The following is a 25,375-nucleotide window of genomic DNA, read 5'->3' on the forward strand; positions in this document are numbered from 1 at the left end:
TCTTCCGGGGAAAGGAGTTAATTGCATATGCTGGAAGGTAAGCATGTTGTCTTCCTCGGTGGAGATGCGAGACAGTTGGAAGTTATAAAAAGCTGTATCCAGATGGATGCTAGGGTAAGTCTCATCGGTTATGACAATTTGCAAAGCCCCCTCAGCGGCGCGACCTTGAAGGAATTATCGGCAGATGTGTTGAGGCAAGCTGATGTCCTCGTTTTACCCATTATCGGAACAGATGAGTACGGGATGGTAAACAGCGTATTTACCTCCAAAACCCTGGTGCTCACAGAAGAACATGTGGCGGCGCTTCCCAAGCATTGCCTGATGTTTGCTGGGATGGCAACACAATATTTGAAAAATCTCTGCCAAAAATATCAGATCGCTCTGTTTGAACTGATGGAGCGGGATGACGTTGCCATTTATAACTCGATTCCGACCGTGGAGGGAGCATTGATGATGGCGATCCAAAATACGGACATCACCATCCACGGTTCTGAATGCATCGTTCTCGGGCTGGGAAGATGCGGGATGTCGCTGGCGAGAACGCTTCATGCAATCGGGGCACGGGTCAAGGTGGGGGTGCGTGGTTCCGCCTATAAAGCAAGGGTCTTTGAAATGGGGATGGAATCGTTCGATATCGAGGATTTGGCTCAGTATGTCCGCAATGCCGATTTGATTTTTAATACGATTCCCGCCCTCATTATCACTTCCACAGTGCTGGCACAAGTTCCTCATGATGTGGTGATCCTTGATCTGGCTTCCAAACCGGGCGGAGTGGATTACACCTTTGCCGAGAAACGGGGAATCAAGGCGATTTTGGCTCCGAGTTTGCCAGGTATAGTGGCGCCGAAGACGGCGGGTCGTATCCTCGCCCGAACCATCACGCAACTGATGACAACCGAATTGCAAAAGGAGGGAGCCGTGTAGTGAGGGAGATCAGCTTTGCCGGATTGACAATCGGTTTTGCCATGACAGGGTCCCACTGCACGCATGACGAGGTTCTGCCGCAAATGCAGCGATTGGTTGAAATGGAGGCAAAAGTGGTTCCGATTATTTCCCATACCGTCGCAACGGTGGACAGCCGGTTTGGGACGGCGGAGTATTGGAAGCGAAAAATCAAAGAAATTACCGGGCAGGAACCGCTTATGTCCATCCCCGAGGTTGAACCTCTCGGCCCCGCCAAAACTTTGGATTGCCTGGTGATTGCCCCTTGTACGGGGAATACATTATCGCGTCTGGCAAATGCGATGACAGATGGGCCGGTGCTGATGGCCGCCAAGGCGCAGATGCGCAATCACCGGCCGGTCGTGTTGGCCATTTCCACCAACGACGCGCTGGGGTTGAACGCAAAGAATCTGGCCTGTCTGCTGACAACAAAAGATGTATATTTTGTTCCTTTTGGTCAGGATGCTCCGGAAAAAAAGCCGAAATCAATGGTGGCGCGGATGGAACTGATCCCCGAAACCTGTTTGTCAGCCATTGAAGGAAGGCAGTTGCAACCATTAATAGTTGAAAAATATCGCGATTTCACTTCATAATAGATAAGAGCTTTCGCAATAAGACAGACGTCCTCCAATTGCCTGCTTTTTTGCTGTTTGGAGGACGACTCCCATATGATCAGGATTATTGGAGGGAAATTGAGTGGCAAACAGGGAATACACAGTAGCTGTCGTCGGAGCAACCGGGGCTGTGGGACAACAAATGCTCAAGTATTTGGATGAACGAAATTTTCCGGTAAAAGAATTGCGCCCTCTTGCATCCAAAAGATCTGCCGGGCAAACGATCACTTTTCGCGGGGAAGAAGTGGTGGTCGAAGAAGCGACGCCGGAGAGCTTTGCCGGTGTTGACTTTGCCCTGTTCAGTGCGGGCGGCGGTGTCAGTAAGGTGCTCGCGCCGGAAGCGGCGAAAAGAGGAGCGGTTGTGATTGATAATTCCAATGCGTTTCGGATGGATCCGGAAGTTCCCCTGGTGGTGCCGGAAGTAAATCCGGAAGCGGCGAAAAATCATAAAGGGATTATTGCCAATCCAAACTGTTCAACCATTCAAATGGTCGTTGCACTAAAACCGCTGTATGATCGCTACGGCATCGAACGCGTGATCGTTTCCACCTACCAGGCTGTTTCGGGAGCCGGCTGGCAGGCGATCCACGAGCTGGAGCAGCAAACGAAGGCGAGTTTGAACGGGGATGAAGTGACCGCCAGTGTGCTTCCGGTGGGAAAATTGGATCGGCATTACCAAATGGCTTTTAATGTGATTCCGCAAGTGGATGTAGCTGAAGAAAACGGGTTTACCCTGGAAGAGATGAAAATGGTCCGTGAGACGAAAAAAATCTTTGCCGATGACTCGATCGGCGTAACGGCGACATGTGTGCGCGTACCGGTTTTCCGCGGACACAGCGAATCTGTTTATGTGGAATTAAAATCAGATTTTGAATTGGATGAGGTTCGGGCACTTTTAAGCGAGATGCCGGGAATTGTGGTTCAGGATGACATTGCCGGGCAAATTTACCCGATGCCGCTTCATTCTGCGGATCGCACCGAGGTGTTTGTCGGACGGCTGCGGCGTGACCTGAATCATCCGCGCGGACTCAACCTGTGGGTCGTTTCCGACAATCTGCTCAAAGGGGCAGCCACCAATGCGATTCAAATTGCGGAAGTACTCATTGAAAATGAAAGATAGAGAAGGGATACACCATGAGGATCATCGTACAGAAATTTGGCGGAACCTCAGTGGCGACCCCCGAACAGCGCCAGCGCGTATTGCATCATATTCGCAAGGCGCTGGCCGAAGAATATCGTCTGGTCGTCGTGGTTTCTGCGATGGGGAGAAAGGGAGACCCCTATGCAACAGATACACTATTAAGTATTTCCAAACAATATGGGGACGTAATCACTCCGCGCGAAAAAGACTTGTTGATGAGCTGTGGTGAAATTATTTCCGCCGCCACGATTTCTTCCCTCTTAACAAAACATGAAATTCAAAACTGTGTACTGACTGGTGGACAAGCGGGAATCATTACGAATAATCATCATACCAACGCACAGATTATTACCGTCAATCCCAAGCGGGTCAAACATGAACTGGAAAAAGGAAATGTCGTGATCGTGACCGGTTTTCAAGGGCAGACAACCGATGGGGAGATCACGACATTGGGCCGGGGTGGCAGCGATACGACCGCGACCGCTTTGGGGGCCGCTTTGCATGCAGAATATGTGGATATTTTCACTGATGTCGAAGGGATCATGACCGCTGATCCGCGCATTGTTGAAGATGCCGCCCAACTGGAACAGGTTACGTATACTGAGATGTGCAACCTGGCGTTTCAGGGGGCCAAAGTGATCCACCCGCGGGCCGTTGAAATTGCCATGCAAACGCAAATCCCGATTCGCGTGCGGTCGACGATGTCGGATCATAAGGGAACACTGGTGACGCATTTGACGGAAATCGACCGCCCGGCCAGTGAAGTGCGGGAAACCACGATTATCGGGATTACACAGATGCCCAATGTGACGCAAATAAAAATCCGTGTAAACCAGGGCCAATATGATTGGCAGGTAAGCGTGTTTAAAGCGATGGCCGACCATGGGATCAGTGTCGACTTCATCAGTGTCAATCCGTGTGAGATCGCTTATACGGTTTATGATGACCTTGCCGACCAGGCAGCAGCCATCATCAGCGACTTGGGATTAACTCCGGAACTTTCCCGCGGCTGTGCCAAAGTTTCGGTCGTTGGTGCGGGCATTGCCGGGGTGCCGGGGGTTATGGCGAAAATCTCTGAAGCGCTGACTGAAGAAGATGTACAAATTTTGCAGTCGGCCGATTCGCATACGACGATCTGGGTGCTGGTGCACGGAGAAGATATGGTAAAAGCCATTCGTGCCCTTCACCGGAAATTTAACCTGCATAATCTCAATTATGCGTGAGCGTGCATTTGGAAATGGAGTGAGAGATATGTTTTTTGGCCGGCTAATTACTGCGATGTACACCCCGTTCACCAAGGAAAACGAAATTGATTGGCCCCGGCTGGAAGAATGCATTGAGCGCTTGATCGAAACGGGGAGCGACGGGATCGTCGTTTCAGGAACAACAGCCGAATCGCCTACTTTGACTCACGAAGAGAAATTGGCTTTGTTCCGTTTTACCAAAGAGAAAGTGGCCGGACGCGTGAAAGTGATTGCGGGAACCGGCAGCAACAATACACAGCAAAGCATCGAACTGACCAAAGAGGCGGAAGAGATCGGTGTCGACGGAATCATGCTGGTTGCACCGTACTATAACAAGCCTTCGCAAGAGGGACTGGTGCAACATTTTAAGGCGATTGTGTCTGCGACGTCACTGCCGGTCATGCTTTACAATGTCCCCGGGCGCACCAGTGTCAATATGACTGTTGATACGATGCAGCGCCTGGCCGAATTGGATCAGGTCGTGGCGATCAAAGAGGCGAGCGGAAACATGGGGCAAATCTCCAACCTGATCGCTTCCATTTCCTCGGATGTGGCCGTTTACAGCGGCGATGACGGAATCACCCTGCCGGTGCTGGCTGTGGGCGGAGCCGGTGTGGTCAGTGTGGCCAGTCATTTGGTCGGCAGAGAGATAAAAGAGATGATCGATGCCTTTTTTGCCGGTGACAATCAGAAGGCGATCGCCATTCATCAGAAACTGTTGCCCGTCTTCCACGGTTTGTTTATCACATCCAGCCCTGTGCCGTTAAAGTATGCGATGGCGCAAAAGGGCTGGTCGGAGCCTTATGTCCGGTTGCCGCTCACAGAAATGGATGAACTGCAAAGGGCGGCAACGGATGAATGGATCAGGGAATTATTATAATCAGAATGAGCCGATCTGTATGTGCAGGTCGGTTTTTCTCATTTTTCCTCAATCGCGATGATTTCTTCAGCTCCGTTTCAACAAGAATTGGTTGCATACATATTTTTTGATCGTATATAATGAGAACAAGTGAGATTTGTGCGGTTTAGGGTGACGACAACAGAATATATAGGAGGTACATTTGTGACAAAAAACCAGCGGGGCAAACTCTACGTTTTTGCTCTCGGTGGGTTGGATGAAATCGGAAAAAACATGTATGTGGTGCAGTACGAGAATGACATTGTCGTCATTGACTCGGGCTTAATGTTCCCTGAAGAGGACATGTTGGGAATCGACATTGTCATTCCGGACATCACGTATCTTGTTGAGAATCGGGAGAAAGTACGCGGAATTATCTTAACACATGGACACGAGGATCATATTGGCGGTCTTCCATATATCTTGCGGCAACTAAACGTTCCCATTTTCGCGACGAAACTGACAATGGGATTGGTCGAACATAAGCTTCGAGAAGCACATCTGCTGAATGACACGAAACGGCATGTGATCAATAACCAGTCGGAAATCAAATTAGGTTCCCATTTGAAGGCCACGTTTTTCAATACGAACCACAGCATTCCGGACTCGGTCGGAGTCTGCATTGAGACTCCCGAAGGGGCTGTGGTGCATACGGGCGATTTCAAATTTGATTTGACCCCTGTCGGGGGTCGTGTGGCCGACATGCACAAAATGGCGGAAATAGGGAAAAAAGGCGTTTTATGTTTGTTGTCGGACAGTACCAACGCAGAACGTCCCGGGTTTACCGGTTCGGAACGCACGGTTGGTGACGGAATTAAAGAAGTATTTCGGAAAGCGAAGCAACGGGTCATTGTAGCCACATTTGCCTCCAACATACACCGCATCCAGCAAGTGGTGGACGCTTGCCACACGTACGGGCGGAAATTGGCGGTGGTCGGACGCAGTATGGTGAATGTGGTAAATATCGCCTCGGAATTGGGTTATCTGGAGATTCCATCAGATTTATTGATAGATCCGGATGAAATTAATCACCTTCCGGCCAACAAGGTTGCGGTGATTTCCACCGGCAGCCAGGGGGAATCGATGTCTGCACTTACGCGCATGGCAAACGCTTCCCACCGGAAAGTGGAGATTTTGCCCGGCGATACGGTGATCATCGCCGCGACGCCGATTCCGGGGAATGAAAAATTGATCGGCCGCACTGTTGACCAGCTGTTCCGCATCGGCGCTGATGTCGTTTACAGTACGACTTCTCATGTTCACGTGTCAGGACATGGTTCTCAAGAAGATTTGAAACTGATGCTAAGCCTGATGAAACCCAAATATTTTATTCCGATTCACGGTGAGTACCGCATGTTGCGTGCTCACGCCCAACTTGCCGAATCTGTGGGAGTGCGCCCAGAAAATATTTTTATCTGTGACAACGGAGATACAGTCGAATTCTCAGACGGAAAAGCGAGATATGGTCCCAAAATTCAGACAGGGAAAGTGCTGATTGACGGACTAGGCGTTGGAGATGTTGGAAACATCGTACTAAGAGATCGTAAACTACTCTCCCAAGACGGCATTTTAGTCGTTGTGGTTACCCTAAGTAAAACAAACGGTACGATTCTTTCCGGTCCGGATATTATTTCGCGCGGCTTTGTCTACGTTCGCGAATCAGAACAGCTTTTGGAAGAAGCGAATCGCATTGTAAGCCAAACGATGGAAAAATGTATGAGGGAACAAGTGAGCGAGTGGGCTTCCCTGAAAACAAGTATTCGTGATGCGCTAAGCAAATTCTTGTTTGAGAAAACCCGCCGCCGTCCCATGATTCTGCCAATCATCATGGAAGTATAATCGGATCTAAACCGCACAAGAGGCTGCAACCCTTGAAACATCAGGGGTTGTGGCTTTTTAATTTGAGGTAAAATCGATTGCTGACAACATTTATAAACGGATTGTGTTATGGGCGCATGGAGGAAATCTGTTTTTGGGACAGTAAAAAAACAATTCAGCAATTTGTTCTTGTTCTTTCTTTGATGATCCTTTATAATAGCAAAAACAAATGAAAATAGTGGGAATAGGTACTTTAGAGGAAGCCATCTCTAAAGTTTAATAGGGAAACCGGTGTGAATCCGGTGCGGTCCCGCCACTGTGACAGGGGAATCAGCTAAAAAGATGATGTCACTGATCCTTGACTGGATTGGGAAGGCGGTTTAGCTGGTGAAGATCCTGGAGCCAGGAGACCTGCCTATTCTGACAACACTGCTTGACCTACGGGAGATAGGGAGGTGTTAGAAAAGTGAAGGGGTTCGTCTGTCTGATCCTGCTTATTTTCGCATTTCTAACGCTCTCTGTGAACGTTGGGAATGCTTTTTTATTATGTATGAACTCATATGGGAGGTTTGCAGAATGAGCAGGATCAAAAGCAGTAACTTAGGCTATCCGCGCATTGGGGAAAATCGCGAGTGGAAAAAGGCTCTGGAAGCGTTTTGGGCAGGAAAATTGGAAGAAGCCGATTTTCTTAAACGAATGGAACAGATTCGTCTGTCGCATCTGCAAAAGCAAAAAGATCATGGAATCGATTTGATCCCTGTGGGCGATTTTACGTTTTATGATCATATGTTGGATATGGCTGTCATGTTTGGGCTGGTACCAAAACGGTTTCGCCATGAAGGAGGAGAAGTTCCGCTTCATATTTATTTTTCGATGGCGCGAGGAAATCAGACAGCAGTTGCCTGTGAAATGACAAAATGGTTTAACACGAATTATCACTACATTGTTCCGGAATATGAGGGAGTGCAACCAACCCTGACGGAAAATAAACCTCTTAAAGCTTATCGCGAGGCAAAAGAAAAACTGGGGATTCAAGGGAAGCCGGTGATTGTCGGGCCTTATACGTTTATAAAACTTTCCAAGGGGTACGAACGCGCACAGCTGCCTGCGTTTATCTTGCAGTTGATGCCGTTGTATGTGCAAATCTTGCAGGAATTGGAGCAGGAAGGCGTTGAGTGGATTCAATTTGATGAACCGGTTCTGGTTACATCCATCAGCAAAGAAGAGATGGAAACGGTCGCATACATTTACAGGCAATTGCACGAAGCAGCCCCTCAGCTTCGCATCATGCTGCAAACTTATTTTGATTATGCCGAATGGTATCCGGAGCTGATCGATTTGCCCGTCCAAGGGATTGGGCTGGATTTTGCATACGGTTTGGAGAAGAATCTTGAATATATCAAAATGTATGGTTTTCCTGCTGACAAAGTGCTGGGGGTTGGGCTGGTTGACGGGAGAAATGTTTGGCGTTCGGATTTGCCGAAAAAATCGGAGTTGATCAGGGAAATCACCGGTTATGTTTCCCCGGACCGCATATGGCTGCAACCATCCTGCAGTTTGTTGCATGTTCCTGTCTCCGTCAAACATGAGACTTATTTGGAACCGGAAATAAAAAATGCACTCGCTTTTGCCGATGAAAAACTGGATGAAATCGCCGCTTTGGTCAAAGGGTTTAACCATGGTTTCCACACTGTTTCGGAGAGATTGGACAACAGCCGTGCGGCACTGCGTCAGTTGGCTCAATCCCCGGTGAGAAACCGTGCGGAAGTGCATCGGTCTGTCGAAAATCTGCAAACTCATCATCTGCAACGTAACCTCCCGTTTGAGGAGCGGCGAAAGAAGCAACAGGACGTATTGAAACTCCCGCTGTTGCCGACCACGACGATCGGGAGTTTTCCGCAGACTTCAGAAGTGCGGCAAGCCAGGCGAAAGTGGAGGAAGGGAGAGTGGACAGGAGAGCGTTATGATGAATTTATCCGGAAGCAAATCAAAAACTGGATCCATATTCAAGAAGAGATCGGACTCGATGTTCTGGTTCACGGGGAATTTGAACGGACCGATATGGTGGAGTTTTTTGGTGAGAAGCTGGGAGGGTTTGCCTTTACGCAGAATGGGTGGGTTCAGTCATATGGATCGCGCTGTGTAAGACCACCCATCATTTATGGTGATGTGGAGTTTCTTGAACCCATGAGTGTGAAGGAAAGTGTTTTTGCCCAATCCCTCACGGAAAAACCGGTCAAGGGAATGATTACAGGGCCCGTAACCATCTTGAATTGGTCATTCGTTCGTGATGATCTGCCGAGACAGCAAGTGGCCTGGCAGATTGCTCTGGCATTGAGAAAAGAAGTGGAAGCGTTGGAAGCTTCCGGAATAAAGATGATCCAAGTGGATGAACCAGCCCTCAGGGAGGGATTGCCGCTTAAAAAATCGTCACGGAAGGAGTATTTGGATTGGGCAGTGAAGGCATTTCGCCTAACGACTTCTTCGGTGAAAGACACGACGCAAATCCATACGCATATGTGCTACTGTGAGTTTCATGACTTTATCGACTCCATAAGCCGGTTGGATGCGGATGTGATTTCAATCGAAACATCGCGAAGCCACGGGGAATTGGTATCTGCGTTTACAGATTATGACTATGACAAAGGAATCGGACTGGGAGTATATGATATCCACAGTCCGCGAATTCCGTCCGCTGATGAAATCATTGCCATCATTGAACGCGGCCTGCAAGTTCTGGAACCTGAACTGTTCTGGGTTAATCCTGATTGCGGCTTAAAAACCCGTGGAGTTGAGGAAACCGTCGCTTCACTGAAAAATATGGTGAAAGCGACACAGATTGTCCGTAATCGTTTGTCCGAGTGCTGAACAATCTGCAGAACGGGGTAATTTCCGGAACAATGCCGGATTGGGATCAACGGAGAGGTCGGCGCAGTGGGTAATGAATCCAAGGCCATCGAACTGTTTTATGGCCTTGGATTTATTCTTTATAGTGAAAAAATTGTTTTCTTTCGAACAAAAGATGCATCCGCATTCCATTCACGCAAATGAAGGATGGCGGATGATCAAATTGCCAAGCGTTGAAAAAAACCAAAAAACGTCATTTGAAGTCCTTCCAAGTAAAATCCTGAGACAATATACCAACATGTTTTTCTTTGGCTGTCCAATTATCTTTTGTCGCCAATTCGGGTTTGCGGAAACAAGACAGGTTTTTATGATAGCCAAACACACGGCAAATTTCCGGTCTTGCCGAATAAATCCCACATCGGTCCTTTTCCAGGTCATAAAAGATACACGTTCCATAAAACCGCGGTTGTTTCTCCAATGCCAAACGTTGTTTATGTGGCATCGATCTAATTTTCTTTTTTATTATCTTAAGCTCTCGCTCTGTAACAGGAACAGGTCCGCAACATAATCCTCTGCATCCCTTGCATGGTAAGTTTTCCATATGTACCCCCTGTCTCTGTGGATTGCCGGATTGGGTTTCGTCTCGTATCCATCATAACAGGTGGTGTTTTAGTTTGTCAAATAAAATTTAATAATAACATAAAATTAGTTATTTGTCAATATTAAATGGGTGCGTGGAACGCGCTTTATTCGAAAACAAGACGTTGTTTGTGTAAACGCCGGGCAATTTTGGACATGCTCTTCCTTGTACCCCGGTAACCGTCTCCCGCGCTAAGTTTTTCTTGTCTGAATTTCAAAATCCCTTCATCTCCTTCCGGTTCAAAAAATGGATTATCATCATTCGGGAAATGCTGATGCCTCTTCTCGAGCATGATGGATCTCGGTCTGTTCAGCGCGCAGGCTGTAGGTCTGTCTCTTAGGTCAGTTGTTGGAAATTTGATTCAGTAACACGAAATGAATTCTATTTTTGCAGTTTCTTCAAGATTGTTTAATAAAACCGATTTAGAATGGAGGAGATTAAACAAATCAGTGATAGGAGAGGGAAAAGTTGAACAGAAAATTGATCGCAACGGCTGCGCTGTCCTTGTCCCTTCTGTCCGCTTGCGCATTGACCGGTTTTGTTCAGGCCAAAGGATCTGGTGTTCGTCCCGGACATGTCAAGGCGAAGAACGTGATTTTATTCGTGGGAGACGGAATGGGAACCTCTGCCCGGGAAGCAATTAAACTTGCCACCGTTGGAACAAAAGGTGAACTGTCCATGAATGATATGCCTTACATCGGTCAGGTTCACACTTCTTCAGCCAGTGTGGTGACGGATTCGGCCGCTGCCGCAACGGCAATGGCATCCGGGGTAAAAACTTACAATGGGGCCATCGGAGTGGATGTCAATCACCAGCCGGTGGAAACTGTTTTGGAACGGGCGAAAAAGGCAGGCAAATCAACCGGTTTGGTTACAACCAGCCAGATTACCGATGCCACGCCGGCAGCCTTTGGAGCACATGTCTCCGATCGTTCCTTGCAGAGCGAGATCGGCAAACAGTACCTTGAAAACAGCAAAGTCGACGTTCTCCTTGGCGGTGGGGAAGATTATTGGTACCCGGCGGGAAATCCCGGCGCTTATCCTGATCATCCGGCGGAAGGCCAAAGTGAAGCGAGCAAAGGGACAAAGGGAAATCTTGTTGAAGAAGCGAAGCGGCTCGGTTATGACTATGTTACCAATGCAGAGCAATTAAAAAGAGCGGATGGTGACAAACTGCTTGGGCTTTTTGCGAATGAAGAAATGTTCAAACAGCATCCTGAAGGCGATGGCGATCAGTATGCCCCGGTTGTTTCCCTCCCTGAAATGACGAAAAAAGCGATCGATACCTTGTCCAAAAACAAAAAAGGTTTTTTCCTGATGGTCGAAGAGGAAGCGATTGATGAGATGGGGCACCAAAATAACGCGACACGAATGATCAAAGCAGGACAACAGCTGGACAAGTCAGTTGCCCTGGCAAAGGAATATGCCAAAAAACATCCGGATACTTTAGTCATCGTCCTCGCTGATCATGAAACCGGCGGCTTGGCTGTGGAAGAGGCGGTCAGCAAAGATGAGTCTGGTGACGAAAAATCCATATCCGGAGAAGACGGGCCTTTCGATTTAGCCCATTCTGACCAGAAGTTTTTTGCTGATTGGACAACCACGGGGCATACGGCTGTTGATGTTCCGTTGACGGCAGCAGGATGTGGCGGCCGGCTGTTTATGGGGGTTTATGAAAACACGCGAATCCATGAAGCCCTGATTCAGGCCATGGGTTTATCAAGAAAAGAATAAGGACATACCCGTGAAAAATGAAGTCGAAGGAGCCGGGCATGGCTCCTTCTTTTTTCCATATTCCTACCGGTAATTTTTCACTTTCAGTTGTTCCAAGCTCTTAAATTGGTACCCCTGCTTTCTGGCATCATCGATGATTTTGCTCAATGCCTCGGCATTGTCCTTAGAGACGGTATGCAGCAGAATCACAGCCCCGGGATGGAGTTGGGACATTACATTCTCATAAGCATATTTCCAGCCTTTTTGCCTTTTGGGATCCCAATCCTTGTAAGCGACGGACCAGAAAACGTTCGTATAGCCAAGTTTGCCGCTGACAGCCAGGGATTGCTCGCTGAAAATCCCCCGGGGCGGTCGGAGGAAATGCATATCTTTCGTACCGGTTATACGGGTGACCTCGTCTTTCACTTGGGTCAGCTCGTTTTTGATCGTGTCGGCCGAAACCCGGGTCAGGTCCGGATGATTCCATGAATGATTGCCAATCACATGTCCTTCTTTAACCATTCGTTTGATCAATTCGGGCTGGTCTTTGACATAATGACCCGTAACAAAAAAGGCCGCAGGAACCTTTTTTTCTTTGAGAATATCGAGGATTTTGCCGGTATATCCATTTTCATATCCGTTATCAAAGGTGAGAAACAGCTCTTTTTTATGAGAATCCCCGAGGAAAATGGCCCCATGCTCTTTCAGGATCTCCATGAATCCTTCCTGGGCGATGGAAGGAAGCTGGCCGTTTTTGCTCTTTTTAAACCCGAAGTGATACGGTTTTGCTTCATGTGCCTTGGCGTCAAGGGGAACAATTAACAGACAGATGATGGTGAATACAAGGCCAAACAATCGCACTTGTTTCATGTTGGTTTTCACTCCTTTCCTTTTGATGGCTCCTGAATTTGGCTAGGGGTAATATCTCTCGCTCAGCGGACAGTTATCCATCCATATATAGGATATGGATGGATGCATAAAAAAACCGGGAGGCCCCGGTTTAAAAATAGCTGTACAGATCCTACTCATAACTGAACGACCGAGCGCGGACGTAGTTTCGGCAATCTCTGGCGCAGTTCGTGCACACCTCGGCGCAGTGGCGGGATTCCGGATCGGAGAATTTCCGACACTCCCTGGCGCATCTTTCGCAGATTGAAGCACAGCGCTCCGCTTCTTGTCTTGCTTCCGGACGATTTCTGATAAGTAACAGGTGTAAATGTCTGCAGGAAAAGGCACAATCCTGCAACAGGCGGATTTGTCTCATTCTCCGGTGCACGTCCTGCCGGTGCCAAAGGGTATGGGCCAGCTGTTCACAGGTTCGTGCACATTGTTCGGCCGTCTGGGCCAATTCGGTACGACGTGGCATCATGATTCCTCCATTTCCTCTGCTGATGTCCCTAATTAAGCTATTCGTCATGAACACAAAAGGATATGGCCGTTTTTCCCATGTTCAGGGATTTATTGCAATGGCCTGCTGTCCGGTTACAGATGAGACAGTCTCTTTTGTGAAGAACCGGGCATACATTGAAGAAAGGATCAGAGGGGTAAAAAGGGGAATATTATGAATAGGAAGCGACGTGGCACTTTTACGGAAGTGCACCATGAAGTGCATCATGAAGTTCATAATGAACGCCATTATGAAGGTGTTGATCCCGGTTGGTTTAAAATAGGAAAACCGTTTCCGGAAATGGGGCCCGCTCCTCCGCAGCACGATCCGGGCAGGATGGTTCTGGTCTATCTGGATCTGGAAGAGGAGCTGCTGGCTGCTGCCGGTCCGGTGGCACATTCCGGATTGATGAAACGGATGATTGCGCTTGGCCGGTGGCGGGGATTTTTCAGATGCCGGCGTTGATATCTTTGCTGAGGACGGAGAAGGGAAGCAGGAGAGGGGTGCTGGAGCAAAAATTGCACAGCCTCTTTCCGGCAGTGCCGATTCTTCCGAGAACAGAGACCAATGCCTGGGAGCATTGTGATTTTGTTGGGGCAATCAGGCAGACGAAGTGCCAAAGTCTGATTTTGGCCGGGATAGGACTCGATCCGGCCGCCGTCTTTACCGCGCTCACGGCAGTATCACAGGGATACCAGGTGTTTATGGTGATTGGAGAAGAAGAGGAGAAAACGGTTGTGACGGAATCCGTCATTCAGCAGATGATCTTGGCGGGAGTATGTCTGATCAGCTGGAAAACTTTGGCGTTTGTTTTGCACAGAGATTGGTGTTTGCCCACTTCGTCTTCTGTACTGGACCTTTTTTCGGAATACGAATGAGTTTTGATATTATTTTTGGAGGAAAGAAAGAAATGGTGTAGAATATAACCATTTCCCGTTTTAAAAAATTACATGGATTTAATGCAAGCACCGTCCAATCCCGGTGCTTTTTACTGTTCTTGGAAGGATGTGAATCGGTTGGACACCCCTTTTAATGAGGAGAAGAAAAAATTGGCAGATGTATTGAAAAAAGTGGAACAGCAACAAAAAACACTGGATGGAATCCCCCGTTATTATGGGAAGGATCCGGTGGAACAAGCGCTGGACGCTCAGCGGCAAAAACAAAGGCAAAATCTGGACATTGCCAAAAAGGAACCTTATTTCGGACGGCTTGATTTTCAGGAGCAGCAAACAAGCCGGGTGGTTCCCATTTATATTGGCAAAGTGGGACTTCAAGACGAGGATACCGGCGATTTGCTGGTGGTTGATTGGCGGGCGCCGGTTTCGAGCATGTTTTATTCTTTTTCCGGACAGAGTGATCGGGCTTATTATGATTCTCCCGATGGACGCATTGAAGGAACAGTCCATTTGAAACGGAATATCGCCATTCGCAATCAGCAGTTGGAGCGGGTCGTCGACAGTTATGTGCGCGGTTCGGAAAATGTGAACGTGACTGATGAATTTTTGCTTTATCGTTTGGAGGAAAATAAAGATCACCGCCTGCGGGACATTGTGTCGACGATTCAGTATGAACAGGATCAGATTATTCGCGCGGAGCGTAACTGGGCCATCATCATTCAGGGTGTACCCGGCAGCGGGAAAACGACGGTCGCGCTTCATCGGCTCGCTTATCTACTCTACCGCTACCAGGAAAAGATCCGCCCGGAGAAAATGATTATATTTGCTCCAAACCAAATGTTTATTGATTATATTTCCGATGTACTGCCGGAACTGGGAGTGGGGGATGTAAAACAAACCACATTTGCCGACTGGGCTTTGGAACAATTGGAAGAGCAAGTGGAGTTGCGAAGTCAGGATGAACGGTTGGAATGGTGGTTTGAGCAGCGAACGGAGGGGACAAAGGGCAGTGAGGTTGCCCGTTTCAAAGGAAGCATCCGTTTTATGCAACTGGTGGAAAAACGACTGGATGAGTATGAGGCGTCCTTTGTGCCAGACCGTCCGTTTGTGGCCTGGGAGAACAAGCATCTGCCGGCTGAAGAAATTCAAAAATGGTTTTATGAGGAATATCGGCATGAGCCGCTGATGAAGCGCAAAGAGCGGGTGATGGCCCGGATCAAACGCTGGTTGGAAACGGAATATAAAGAAATCCGCCATCTTGATCCGCGCAGAGAGATAAAAAAGAAAGCATCCGCCCAGTTGCGCAGCTTTATGAAAACATGGCCGAATCACACTCCCTTGAAATGGTATCAGCAGCTGCTGCGATCTTTGCCGGCGGAATACGGGATGGTGGCCGGGAAAAAGAAAGAAATCGAATGGGAAGACTTGGCCCCGCTCGTGGCAATTAAGCACCGCTTTTTCGGGCTGGATGCCAAGGAAGTGTATGATCACATTGTTTTGGATGAGGCGCAAGACGTATCGCCTTATCAACTGGCGATCTTAAAAAAGCACTGCCGGGGAAATTCTTTTACGATTTTGGGCGACTTGTTGCAAAACATTTATTCCTTTCGCGGGATTACAGAGTGGCGTGAATTGGCCGAGGTGTTCGATCAGGATCAGGTTCGGAAATTTGAGCTGAATACAAGTTATCGCTCCACGATGGAGATCATACGCTTTGCCAATCAGATTGTGAGCAAATATGCAGGGGATGTCGCTCTGGCCAAACCTGTTTACCGCAGCGGGGAACCCGTCCGTGTGATTCACGCCGGCAGGGAGGAGAGGATGGAGAAGCTTTTGCAATTGCTCCGGCAAACGTTTGCCAAAGTTCAATCGCTGGCGATTATCATGCGAACGGAAGAAGAAAGCAGAAAAATATATGAACAATTGTTGGCGAACGGATGGCAGCCCAACCTGATCCTCTCCGGTCAAACTGAGTATCGGGGCGGCCTTTCCATCCTGCCCGTTTATTTGAGCAAAGGGATGGAATTTGATGCGGTGGTGATGATGGACCTTGATGATCAACATTATCCTGATGACGAATTAAACGCAAAGTTGCTGTTTGTCGGGTGTACACGGGCCCTGCATCAGCTTTATTTGCTCTGCAACGATCCTTGTTCGCCGCTCATCGGCCGTTCGTTGGCCGATGCTGTACAGGAAGGGGCAGTTGAAGGCCTTTTGTCTTCAGTTGATTGAACCGTCTATTTTTCCTGGCGGGGTGAGAAAATCATGCAGAGTGGCGGACGGGCTGACGGTTTCTTTCAGTTGGAAATCGTCAGCCCTGTCGATGACGCGCCAAGGTGTTCTTAATACCGATGCGGCGGTCGATAAATATATTGAAGAAACCATTGCAGGGGATTCGGCATCGAACGGGTCGGACCAGTTCCGGGCCCCGGCGGTGAAGGTTGTTGCGGTCTGGCTGGCATGGGGGATGGGTGCGATGGCCTGGTCGGGGAAGGTCCTCCCGGTCCGGGTTGCGAAGGTTGCCGTGGCATCATCGGGTATGGCGTCAGCGGCTGAGACGGGGTGGTTGGTTGTCCGGGCTGCATCGGTTGTTGAGGCCGGCTCGGAGGAAACGGAAATGGCTGTTGCTGGAGATGGGCATAGGGGTGGTCAAATTCTCCCCTTTGTTTGTGGTGCATAGTCTTCATTCCTTTCGCACTGACAATTGGGATACAATATATGTATTCGTTATATGTAGTCTTTGGCACAGCCGGATGGATGATTGCCCAGGAAGGAGAAAAGCGGGGGAATATTGCTCACGCATCGCATTTGCATGTTTTGAGGTGGTTCAGTCGGAGGACACCGGGCTGTGCTGCGTTTTTCGGCAGTGATTCCCGGTGAAGAGGCGGATTTCTGAAGAAGGGAATGGGCTTTTTTCCTTGAGGGTGATCTAAAGAAGGCGAAGGAAAGAAACGGAGCGGGCTTGTTTTCTATCCGGGCTTTGGTTACTGCCCGGAATTTTGCCGGCGTATCCCGGATCTTGCGATGGCCGGCTCCAAGAGGGGAGAAGCGGATCGAAGTGGGGAAAAGCGTAAACTTTGATGATATTGTGCAAGCAGCGCAGAATCTGGACGGGATTGCAAACCGGACTCCGGTCATGACTTCCCGTTCATTTAATGAGTGGACGGGGTACGAAGTTTATTTCAAATGCGAACATTTTCAGCGCGGCGGAGCCTTTAAGTTTCGCGGGGCTTACCATGCTGTCAGCGGACTGGACGACGATGACAAAAAAAGGGGCGTTATCGCTTTTTCTTCCGGAAATCACGCCCAGGGGATTGCGCTGGCCGCCAAAATTCTGGGGATTGAGACGGTCATCGTCATGCCTCAGGATACCCCCGGGGTAAAAGTGGAAGCAACCCGGGGCTATGGGGCGGAGATCGTTTTTTATGACCGGTGGAAAGAAGATCGCGAACAGGTTGCCAAGAGGTGGATGGAGCAAAAGAGAATGGTCTTGATTCCCCCTTTTGATCATCCGCGCGTGATCGCCGGGGCAGGGACGGCTGCATTGGAGCTTTTGAGAGAAGTACCGGAATTGGATGGAATCATGACCCCGGTTGGCGGGGGCGGATTAATTTCCGGGACGGCCATTGCCGCGCATGGAGTGAATCCGTCGATTCGCATCGTCGGAGCCGAACCCGCCAAGGCAAATGATGCAGCCTTATCCTTGGCAAAAGGAGAGCGGGTAACCATCGACTCACCCGATACGATCGCGGACGGACTGCGAACCACTTCACTCGGGACATTGACGTTTCCCGTCATCCAAAATCATGTTTCCGAAATCGTCACGGTGACGGAAGAGGAGATTATCGAGGCGATGCTCTATATTTTTACTCGCTTCAAGTGGGTGGTGGAGCCGTCAGGAGCCGTAACGGTGGCCGCCTTGTTGGCAGGGAAAGTTCCCTTTGCATGCGGGCAGAAAATCGGTGTCATCATCAGCGGGGGGAATCTGGACCCCGGCTTGTGGGCGAAAATCAGCGGAAAGTGGGATATATAGCGGAGCCAAAGAGGATGGCGCGGAAAAGAAAGGCCCCGGAAGGCGGCATGTTAATCATGTTCGGGATTCTTCCGGGGTTTTGTCATGGTTTTTTTGAGAGACCAGCCGAACAGCAACAACATTGCGGCCAGACAAACGGCAATCAGCATATAGCGGTGAATGGCCGCCAGCAAAAACAGCCAATCCCGTCCGAGCAACAGGCCCAAAGAAAGAAACAGGGTGATCCAGAAGCCGGCGCCGATGATGGCAAACAGGAGAAAACGGGGGTAGGATAAACGGCTGAAACCGGAAAAGTAAGCGATCACGTGACGCAAACCGGGAATGAAGTAACTGGCGCTGATCGTCCATTTTCCGTACCGTTCAAACCATGTATGTGCCTTTCCCAATCGCTCCGGGGTGATGCCAAACCAACGGCCGAATCTTTTGACTAAGGTCTTGGTTAAAGCCCGGCCGATCCAGTAGCTGAAAGACATCCCCGTTACGCTGCCTGCATAGCTGGTCAGCGCGCTCGGGATCAACGCCAGTTTTTTTTCTGTGACCAAAATGCCGATGAGTGTGAGCAATACTTCATCCGGCACGGGCAGCCCGATCAACCCGAACATAAAGAGGCTGAAGATGCCGATATATTTGTAATGCAGGAGCAAGTGAATAAGTGCTTTGTGTTCCAAAGGAATCCCTTCTGTCAGGTGGTTTGTCAACTGATTTGAGGCAATGTTACAGAAGCAACATGCTGGCAATCGGATTTGATACTCCTCCCCTTTATTTTTTCCTTTTTTTCTTGCTGTGAAAACAGCAGATATAATGATCAAATTCAAGTGCGTTGATTATTGACATAGACCACTTCAGCGGAGACAAAGGCCGCTCGCTTTCATGAATACCTCCATCACATGCTTGCATTAAATCATTTACAGATGAGAATTTATCTCATATAATGTAAATGAATTGATAATGATTATCATTATTTTACTGGGGTGAGAACCATTTTACTCACGGAAATCAAACAGGGAGATCGTGTACGGATTATCGATACAGCGAATGTAAATCCGATTGTGCAACAGCGTTTGGTCGATTTGGACATTATGGAAGGCTCCGTTGTTTCGGTTAAACGGATTTTGCCGTTTCGGGGGCCGATCGCAATCGAGATCGATGGTCAATGCATTGGCATCCGGCGTCAGGAAGCTCTGGGCATTCAAGTGGAACGCATATGATCAACATTGCGTTGGCCGGTAACCCAAATACGGGGAAAACGTCCCTGTTTAATATCCTGACCGGTTCATACGAATATATCGGCAACTGGGCCGGAGTGACCGTCGAAAAGAAAGTGGGTACCCTGAAAAACAAGCAAGGCACCTTAATCGACCTTCCCGGAATTTATTCGCTCAATCCTGTATCACGCGATGAGAGCGTGGCGACGCACTTTTTGCTACATGATGAATTTTCCTTGATATTAAATATTGTCGATGCTTCACAGTTAAAACGAAATTTGTATTTAACCATCCAATTGCTGGAGTATGGAAAACCGGTTTTGATCGGGCTTAATATGATCGATGTGGCCCAAACGGGGGAGCCTGATTGAGGCGGAGCGTTTGGGAGAACAGCTCGGCTGTCAGGTGGTTCCCATTGTCGCCCGCACCGGCAAAGGTTGCGCCGAATTGGCCGGCCGATTGTCGGAAAGTGCCAAAGAAAACAAAGAGCCTTTGCATCTGGATTACGGTTTGCCTTTGGAACGAGCCATGCGCGAGTTGTGTTCAAAGATTCCGGACGGGCTGTCATTGCCTTCAAAGCGCTGGCTTGCCCTGCAATTTTTTGAAGGCAACCAGACGGTGAAAGGGCTGTTAACCAAATACATTTCCGAAGAAGACTTGAAGCGTTTGTTTGAACAGGCAGAACGTGAGGTGTGCGCCGAAGCGTCTGTAAAATCGCTTCAGCAGCATATACACCGGGTGCGCAGCCGCTTTATCCAATCCGTTTTGGAAAGCTGTGTGACCCGGGCCAAGGAAGTTGGCGTCACCTTCACTGATCGCCTTGATCAGATTGTGACGAACCGCTTTCTGGGCATTCCTGTTTTCTTGCTGTTTATGTACTTGATGTTTAAGCTTACTTTTGATTGGCTCGGCACACCATTGTCCGACTTGCTTGATGAATGGATCAATGGTCCGCTCGCTGACACCCTGACGCAGTTATTGACACAAATCGGGGCGTCGGAATTTATGAAGGCGGTCGTGATTCAGGGAATTGTGGCCGGAGTCGGCGGCGTTCTCGTCTTTGTTCCGCAAATTTTTATCCTGTTTTTGCTCATTTCCTTTATTGAGGATTCAGGATATATGGCGCGTGTGACGATGGTGATGGACAAATTGATGGAAGCGGTGGGCCTCAACGGCAAAGCTTTTATTCCGATGATTATCGGCTTCGGCTGTAATGTGCCGGGAGTGATGGCCGCCCGCACCATCGAGCAGCCAAAAGAGCGGTTGCTGACCATCATCCTGACCCCTTTGATGTCCTGTTCAGCACGGTTGACGGTTTACAGTCTGTTTGTGGGAACTTTTTTTAAAGAACATCAGGCGCTGATCGTCCTGTCCCTCTATGTGTTGGGGGTGGTTGTGGCTTTGATTTTGGCCAAACTGTTCTCAACCGGCCTGATGGATGACGGAGAATCGATTTTTGTCGTGGAGTTGCCGCCCTATCGGGTTCCGCAGTGGCTCACGTTAATGCGGAGCACCTGGGAAAAGGGAAAAGGTTTTATGAGAAAAGCGGGGACGTTTATCTTTGGGGGTTCCGTTGCCATCTGGCTGTTGGGGTATGCGGGACCCGGTGGGTTCGGAGTCGAGATGAACCAGAGCTTTTTGGCCAAAATCGGAGGAATCCTCGCTCCGCTTTTGGCCCCGCTCGGATTTGGCAATTGGCAGGCGGGAGCATCCTTGCTTACCGGTTTCCTGGCCAAAGAGGTCGTTGTGTCGACCATGAACATCATTTACGCGACTTCGGGTGATGCCGGCCTGGGGCAAATCATTTCGCACTTTTTCACCCCGCTGCAGGCATACAGCTTTATGGCCTTTATCCTCCTCTATATTCCGTGTCTGGCGACTGTGGCCGTCATCAAAAAGGAAACCGGATCGGCGAAATGGACCTGGTTCTCCGTCGGATATGCGCTGGCGGTCGCCTACGTGATCTCGCTGATCATTTATCAGGGGGGCAAATGGTTGGGATTTCAATGAAAAGGGGGAGAGAGGATGCTGGTGGACATTTTGCTCGGTCTCATCATTTTCGGTTATGCCGCCTTCACTTTGTTCCGTTTTGTCAAAAGGAGCAAGCTGGGGAAATGTCAGGCCTGTTCGATGAAAAAATCATGCTCCAGTCCGTGTGCCGACCTTAAAACCGACCCATCAAAACTGACATAAGGACAAGGCAAAAGAACAGCTTTGAGAGTTTCGCCTCTCCGGCTGTTCTTTTTTTGCGGGTTGTTCGGACCGGGCCGCGCGATCTCTTTGTTCCCGGCTTTTCTGATATTGATCATGGTATCTCCGCATCATTTCATGAGACCCCAAAAGGCGATGGCCAGGATAAACCGGTAAATGGAGAAAGGCGTCAATTTCAGCCGGCTGATCAGTCGAAGGAAAAACCGGATCGAAATCAGGGCAAAGACAAACGCAGTGACAAACCCGGCTATAAAGAGAGGAAGGTCGCTGGCGTGAAGAAGCTCCCAGTTATCCAGAAGGTCTTTTACGGTAGCGGCCACCATCATCGGAACAGCCAGGATAAAGGTGAATTCCGATGCCGTCTGATGATTCATTCCCGCCAGCAATCCACCTGAAATGGTCGAACCGGAACGCGAGAAACCGGGCCACAGAGCAAGGCATTGAAACAAGCCGACAATAAACGCCTGGCTGTAGGTTACCTGATCCAAGTTTGCAGCAGAGGGGGGCGCTTTGCGAAATGCCTCAGCTAGGATCATCAGAATCCCGCCGAGGATTAAAGCCCAGATCACCGTTTGCGCTGTAAACAGCTTCTCTTTTATGTAGTTGTGAAACAAGAGTCCGAGGAGACAGGCCGGAAACATTCCGAGGAGGATATGAACGGGATTCAAGTGCGCGCTTTTTTCCTGCCCGGGGGTGCGATAGAGCCCAACCAGGCTCAGCAGGCGTTTCCAAAAAAAGACAACGACAGCCGAGATCGAACCGAGTTGGATCACCACCTCAAACGTCGTAGCCCGGACGGTTCCTTCAAATCCCAGCAGATGACCGGCGAGTATCATGTGTCCGGTGGAGGAGACAGGGGCGAATTCCGTCAAGCCTTCCACCATGCCCAAAATCGATCCGATTAAAATATCCATTAATTTTCACTCCGCCTTTCTCGGGATGAATAAATCAGGTTGCAGCTGATCACAGGATTTTAACCTGACGGAAAAAGTAAATGTCCACATGTATGGTATGCCCTCTTTGGATGATTACGGTTATGGTTTTTTACCCGGATGATCAGGGGGATCATCCATTAAAATGGAAATTTCTGTTTTCTATTATTCTTTCAAATAATTTTTTGATGTGGTTGGTGAAAAAGCTGTTAAAATGGATTTATTCCAAAAGGCAAAAGCGGAAAGGAGGCTTTTCTTTGCGTAAGAGTATTTTGTTTACCGGCGGCGGGACTGCAGGGCATGTCACCGTCAATCTGGCGTTGATTCCGCACTTTTTGCGGGAAGGTTGGGAAGTGGAATACATAGGATCTGAAAACGGGATTGAAAAGCAGTTGATCGCCGGGCTGGATCAGGTCCGGTACCATGCGATTTCCACCGGTAAGCTGCGCCGTTACTTTGACTGGAACAATTTTAAAGATCCGTTTCGCGTCTTAAAAGGGATTTTTCAGGCTTACCGGCTGATCAGACGGCAAAAGCCCGGGCTTATTTTCTCCAAGGGAGGATTTGTTTCCGTCCCTGTTGTAATCGGCGGTTGGTTGAATCGGGTTCCGGTGATCATCCATGAATCCGATTTAACTCCGGGTCTGGCCAACAAATTGGCGACCCCGTTTGCCTCGAAGGTGATTACGACCTTTCCGGAAACGACCCGCTATTTCAAGTCGGATCGCGCCGAATATGTGGGAGCCGTGATCCGTGAAGAGCTGAAACAAGGAGATCGCGAACAGGGATTGGCGATCTGCCGGTTTTCGCCGAATAAACCCGTTTTGCTTATCATGGGAGGAAGTCTTGGTGCCAAGCGGATTAATGAAGCGGTAAGGGAAAATCTGGTTTCACTGCTGGAACAATTTCAAATTGTCCATATTTGCGGTAAAGGGCAAGTTGACAGTTCGCTGCAATTTGAGGGTTATAAGCAGTTTGAGTACGTTTCTGACGAATTGCCGCATCTCATGAATATGGCCGATCTGGTCATTTCCCGCGCCGGTTCCAATTCGATCTTTGAATTTTTGGCCCTGAGAAAACCGATGCTCTTGATTCCGCTTTCAAAAGCAGCGAGCCGCGGGGATCAGATCCTGAACGCAGAGTCATTTAAAAAGATGGGATATTGCGACGTGCTGCAGGAAGAAGAAATGACGGCGGAAACTTTTTTAAATGCAGTATTTCGCTTGTTTGACCGGAGGGCGGAAGTGGTTGCGCAAATGGAAAAAAATGAGGGTGAAGATCCGCGCGACAAAGTGATCCGGATGATTGAGGAACTGGCAAAGGCTTAAGAGCGCCGTGTTCCGGCAACAGGACAAACCGACACTTCTTGGTCAAACCAGTGAGCACCTGCCTCCTTTCCGGGGAGAACAGGTGCTTTTGCATGCAAAAAAAAGAGGACGACTGGCGTCCTCAAAACCGGGGAACATCGTTTCCGTTTGAGATAGCTTGGACAAGGAGTGCAAATGGAAGGATGCTATCTCTCCTCTATTATAAGAAAAAGGAAGGAAAGTTGAAATAAAGATAACAAAGGAATTTATGGAAAATAAATGAAGAAAGATGCGCCGTTGGTCAAAATATTGGAAAACATTGAGACCCGGCGTTATTGTTTAATTTTTTATTAGAAGGCCTCCCTCTCGTACATACTAAGGAGAGATGAGAGGAAAGGATGATTTTCCATGACCAACCAACCGAATGAGGAAAAAGAAAAAACCGAGGCGAGGCCCTCCGAAGAGGAGTTAAAGAAGAAGAATGAAACGGTTCATGCCTTGCAACAGTTAGGGCAAATTAATGTGCCCCAGTTGGAAACCAATGTCTTTTGTCTAAATATTATCGGCCAGATCGAGGGGCATTTAGTGATGCCGCCGCAGAACAAAACAACAAAATATGAACACGTGATTCCCCAGATTATCGCGGTGGAACAAAATCCCAAAATCGAAGGGATGATCGTCGTCCTTAATACGGTCGGCGGAGATGTCGAGGCAGGACTGGCCATTGCGGAGATGATCGCCACGATGAGCAAGCCGACGGTTTCAGTCGTTCTCGGGGGAGGGCACAGCATCGGGGTGCCGATCGCTGTCGCTGCCGACACTTCCTTTATCGCCGAAACGGCAACCATGACCATCCATCCCGTACGCTTGACCGGTTTGGTGATCGGTGTGCCACAAACATTTGAATATCTGGAAAAAATGCAGGATCGGGTTGTCCGGTTTGTGGCGGAACACTCCGATATCTCGGAAGAAAAATTTCGCGAATTGATGTTCCGGACGGGGGAATTGGCGCGGGACATCGGAACGAACGTGATCGGCCGGGATGCCGTCGAGTATGGATTGATCGACAAGGTCGGGGGCATCTCTGATGCACTGGCCGAATTGAACACGAGAATTGAAGCCCGAAAAAAGGGAGCGTTGCTGCAATGATTTATTATTCTGCCTTTCCGTTGGACCTCGCTTATTATGATCCGTCGCAAATAAAACTGGAAGAGATGACTGTGGATGGAATAACCATGCTGGTGAACAAGCAAAATGAAGGAGAGGCGACGCTGGTTCGCCTGATCAGTCCCGATCCGGCTCATTACCTGGATCCGCGCTACCAACCGGGCATGAAGATTACCAACCAGCCACGGGTTTAATTTGTGAAAAACACCTCAGGAACTCTTAATTCGTTAAGGGTTCTTTTTTTCTTTTTGGGTAATGTTGCCGGAGTTCTCCTTGCGATGACAGAGATGAAATGACATGGGAAAATAATTTAATTATTCTATATAATATATTATATACGATATACGTTGGCTGGACTGAAACAAGGGGAAAAGGAGGAT

General features: G+C 48.9%; 23 protein-coding genes, 1 pseudogene and 1 riboswitch. Of the genes and pseudogenes, 19 read left to right on the forward strand and 5 right to left on the reverse strand.

What is annotated here, in order from left to right; genetic code table 11:
• Nucleotides 1-27 precede the first annotated feature (27 nt).
• The 7 genes from dpsA to metE all read left to right on the forward strand — a co-directional run bounded on the left by dpsA (nt 28) and on the right by metE (nt 9,525).
• Entirely contained in the window at nt 28-924 is an 897-nt protein-coding gene (gene dpsA / locus JG50_RS0102945) for a dipicolinate synthase subunit DpsA (protein ID WP_033099631.1), read from the forward strand.
• Nucleotides 925-932: 8 nt separating this feature from the next.
• Nucleotides 933-1,535, forward strand: a complete 603-nt coding sequence (locus tag JG50_RS0102950) for a dipicolinate synthase subunit B (protein ID WP_033099716.1) — start codon at nt 933-935, stop codon at nt 1,533-1,535.
• A 103-nt stretch (nt 1,536-1,638) separates the two neighbouring features.
• Nucleotides 1,639-2,676 (forward strand): aspartate-semialdehyde dehydrogenase, encoded by a 1,038-nt coding sequence (locus tag JG50_RS0102955; protein WP_033099632.1) that lies wholly within the window; start codon nt 1,639-1,641, stop codon nt 2,674-2,676.
• 14 nt (nt 2,677-2,690) lie between these two features.
• Nucleotides 2,691-3,920, forward strand: a complete 1,230-nt coding sequence (gene dapG, locus JG50_RS0102960; RefSeq protein ID WP_033099633.1) for an aspartate kinase — start codon at nt 2,691-2,693, stop codon at nt 3,918-3,920.
• A 28-nt stretch (nt 3,921-3,948) separates the two neighbouring features.
• Complete coding sequence (gene dapA, locus JG50_RS0102965; RefSeq protein WP_033099634.1) at nt 3,949-4,821, forward strand: 4-hydroxy-tetrahydrodipicolinate synthase; 873 nt, start codon at nt 3,949-3,951, stop codon at nt 4,819-4,821.
• 183 nt (nt 4,822-5,004) lie between these two features.
• Nucleotides 5,005-6,678, forward strand: coding sequence for a ribonuclease J1 (gene rnjA / locus JG50_RS0102970; RefSeq protein ID WP_033099635.1), 1,674 nt, complete (start codon nt 5,005-5,007; stop codon nt 6,676-6,678).
• Nucleotides 6,679-6,886: 208 nt separating this feature from the next.
• A riboswitch (cobalamin riboswitch) is annotated at nt 6,887-7,090 on the forward strand.
• Between the two features lie 143 nt (nt 7,091-7,233).
• Complete coding sequence (gene metE, locus JG50_RS0102975) at nt 7,234-9,525, forward strand: 5-methyltetrahydropteroyltriglutamate--homocysteine S-methyltransferase (protein WP_181735403.1); 2,292 nt, start codon at nt 7,234-7,236, stop codon at nt 9,523-9,525.
• A gap of 232 nt (nt 9,526-9,757) precedes the next feature.
• On the opposite strand, the gene JG50_RS0102980 is transcribed toward metE, so the two are convergent.
• Entirely contained in the window at nt 9,758-10,105 is a 348-nt protein-coding gene (locus tag JG50_RS0102980; RefSeq protein WP_033099636.1) for a YkgJ family cysteine cluster protein, read from the reverse strand.
• Nucleotides 10,106-10,612: 507 nt separating this feature from the next.
• Between JG50_RS0102980 and JG50_RS0102990 the strand changes: the two genes are divergently transcribed.
• The gene (locus JG50_RS0102990) at nt 10,613-11,878 is read left to right on the forward strand and encodes an alkaline phosphatase (RefSeq protein ID WP_033099638.1); all 1,266 of its coding nucleotides are present in this window, start codon (nt 10,613-10,615) and stop codon (nt 11,876-11,878) included.
• Between the two features lie 63 nt (nt 11,879-11,941).
• Here the strand turns inward: JG50_RS0102990 and pdaA are convergent, their stop codons facing one another.
• Nucleotides 11,942-12,727 carry a delta-lactam-biosynthetic de-N-acetylase gene (gene pdaA, locus JG50_RS0102995; RefSeq protein WP_033099639.1) on the reverse strand — a complete coding sequence of 262 codons (786 nt, stop codon included), beginning with the start codon at nt 12,725-12,727 and terminating at the stop codon, nt 11,942-11,944.
• Between the two features lie 151 nt (nt 12,728-12,878).
• On the reverse strand, nt 12,879-13,223 hold the full coding sequence (locus JG50_RS19650; protein WP_152568463.1) for a hypothetical protein: 345 nt from the start codon (nt 13,221-13,223) through the stop codon (nt 12,879-12,881).
• Between the two features lie 195 nt (nt 13,224-13,418).
• On the opposite strand from JG50_RS19650, the gene JG50_RS0103000 reads away from it, so the two are divergent.
• The 5 genes from JG50_RS0103000 (at nt 13,419) to JG50_RS0103020 (ending at nt 18,173) form a co-directional block, all read left to right on the forward strand.
• Nucleotides 13,419-13,709 carry a hypothetical protein gene (locus JG50_RS0103000; RefSeq protein ID WP_033099640.1) on the forward strand — a complete coding sequence of 97 codons (291 nt, stop codon included), beginning with the start codon at nt 13,419-13,421 and terminating at the stop codon, nt 13,707-13,709.
• The gene (locus JG50_RS0103005; protein ID WP_033099641.1) at nt 13,697-14,122 is read left to right on the forward strand and encodes a cysteine hydrolase family protein; all 426 of its coding nucleotides are present in this window, start codon (nt 13,697-13,699) and stop codon (nt 14,120-14,122) included. Before JG50_RS0103000 ends, JG50_RS0103005 begins: the two co-directional genes overlap by 13 nt.
• Nucleotides 14,123-14,293: 171 nt before the next feature.
• Nucleotides 14,294-16,372, forward strand: a complete 2,079-nt coding sequence (locus JG50_RS0103010; protein WP_309485165.1) for a HelD family protein — start codon at nt 14,294-14,296, stop codon at nt 16,370-16,372.
• Nucleotides 16,344-16,820 (forward strand): hypothetical protein, encoded by a 477-nt coding sequence (locus JG50_RS18605; RefSeq protein ID WP_052153946.1) that lies wholly within the window; start codon nt 16,344-16,346, stop codon nt 16,818-16,820. The genes JG50_RS0103010 and JG50_RS18605 overlap by 29 nt, the downstream gene beginning before the upstream one ends.
• Before the next feature lie 378 nt (nt 16,821-17,198).
• Complete coding sequence (locus tag JG50_RS0103020) at nt 17,199-18,173, forward strand: pyridoxal-phosphate dependent enzyme (RefSeq protein ID WP_033099718.1); 975 nt, start codon at nt 17,199-17,201, stop codon at nt 18,171-18,173.
• 50 nt (nt 18,174-18,223) lie between these two features.
• Here the strand turns inward: JG50_RS0103020 and JG50_RS0103025 are convergent, their stop codons facing one another.
• Nucleotides 18,224-18,841: a DedA family protein gene (locus JG50_RS0103025; protein WP_152568464.1), complete on the reverse strand. Its 618-nt coding sequence runs from the start codon at nt 18,839-18,841 to the stop codon at nt 18,224-18,226.
• A gap of 303 nt (nt 18,842-19,144) precedes the next feature.
• Between JG50_RS0103025 and JG50_RS0103030 the strand changes: the two genes are divergently transcribed.
• From JG50_RS0103030 to JG50_RS19210, 3 genes and pseudogenes are all read left to right on the forward strand, one after another.
• On the forward strand, nt 19,145-19,381 hold the full coding sequence (locus tag JG50_RS0103030; RefSeq protein WP_235281589.1) for a FeoA family protein: 237 nt from the start codon (nt 19,145-19,147) through the stop codon (nt 19,379-19,381).
• Nucleotides 19,378-21,388 (forward strand): annotated as a pseudogene (gene feoB / locus JG50_RS18040) (ferrous iron transport protein B). Before JG50_RS0103030 ends, feoB begins: the two are co-directional and overlap by 4 nt.
• A 15-nt stretch (nt 21,389-21,403) precedes the next feature.
• Nucleotides 21,404-21,571 (forward strand): FeoB-associated Cys-rich membrane protein, encoded by a 168-nt coding sequence (locus JG50_RS19210; RefSeq protein ID WP_081943679.1) that lies wholly within the window; start codon nt 21,404-21,406, stop codon nt 21,569-21,571.
• A gap of 128 nt (nt 21,572-21,699) precedes the next feature.
• Here JG50_RS19210 and bacA read toward each other — a convergent pair whose 3' ends face one another.
• Nucleotides 21,700-22,503 (reverse strand): undecaprenyl-diphosphate phosphatase, encoded by an 804-nt coding sequence (bacA, locus tag JG50_RS0103045; RefSeq protein WP_033099645.1) that lies wholly within the window; start codon nt 22,501-22,503, stop codon nt 21,700-21,702.
• 275 nt (nt 22,504-22,778) lie between these two features.
• On the opposite strand from bacA, the gene JG50_RS0103050 reads away from it, so the two are divergent.
• The 3 genes from JG50_RS0103050 (at nt 22,779) to JG50_RS0103060 (ending at nt 25,189) form a co-directional block, all read left to right on the forward strand.
• Entirely contained in the window at nt 22,779-23,849 is a 1,071-nt protein-coding gene (locus JG50_RS0103050; protein ID WP_033099721.1) for an undecaprenyldiphospho-muramoylpentapeptide beta-N-acetylglucosaminyltransferase, read from the forward strand.
• A gap of 387 nt (nt 23,850-24,236) precedes the next feature.
• The gene (locus JG50_RS0103055; RefSeq protein ID WP_033099646.1) at nt 24,237-24,977 is read left to right on the forward strand and encodes a ClpP family protease; all 741 of its coding nucleotides are present in this window, start codon (nt 24,237-24,239) and stop codon (nt 24,975-24,977) included.
• On the forward strand, nt 24,974-25,189 hold the full coding sequence (locus JG50_RS0103060) for a YlzJ-like family protein (RefSeq protein ID WP_033099647.1): 216 nt from the start codon (nt 24,974-24,976) through the stop codon (nt 25,187-25,189). The genes JG50_RS0103055 and JG50_RS0103060 overlap by 4 nt, the downstream gene beginning before the upstream one ends.
• Nucleotides 25,190-25,375: the final 186 nt, after the last annotated feature.

This window comes from Thermoactinomyces daqus, assembly GCF_000763315.1.
GTDB classification, from domain to species: Bacteria; Bacillota; Bacilli; order Thermoactinomycetales; family Thermoactinomycetaceae; genus Thermoactinomyces_A; species Thermoactinomyces_A daqus.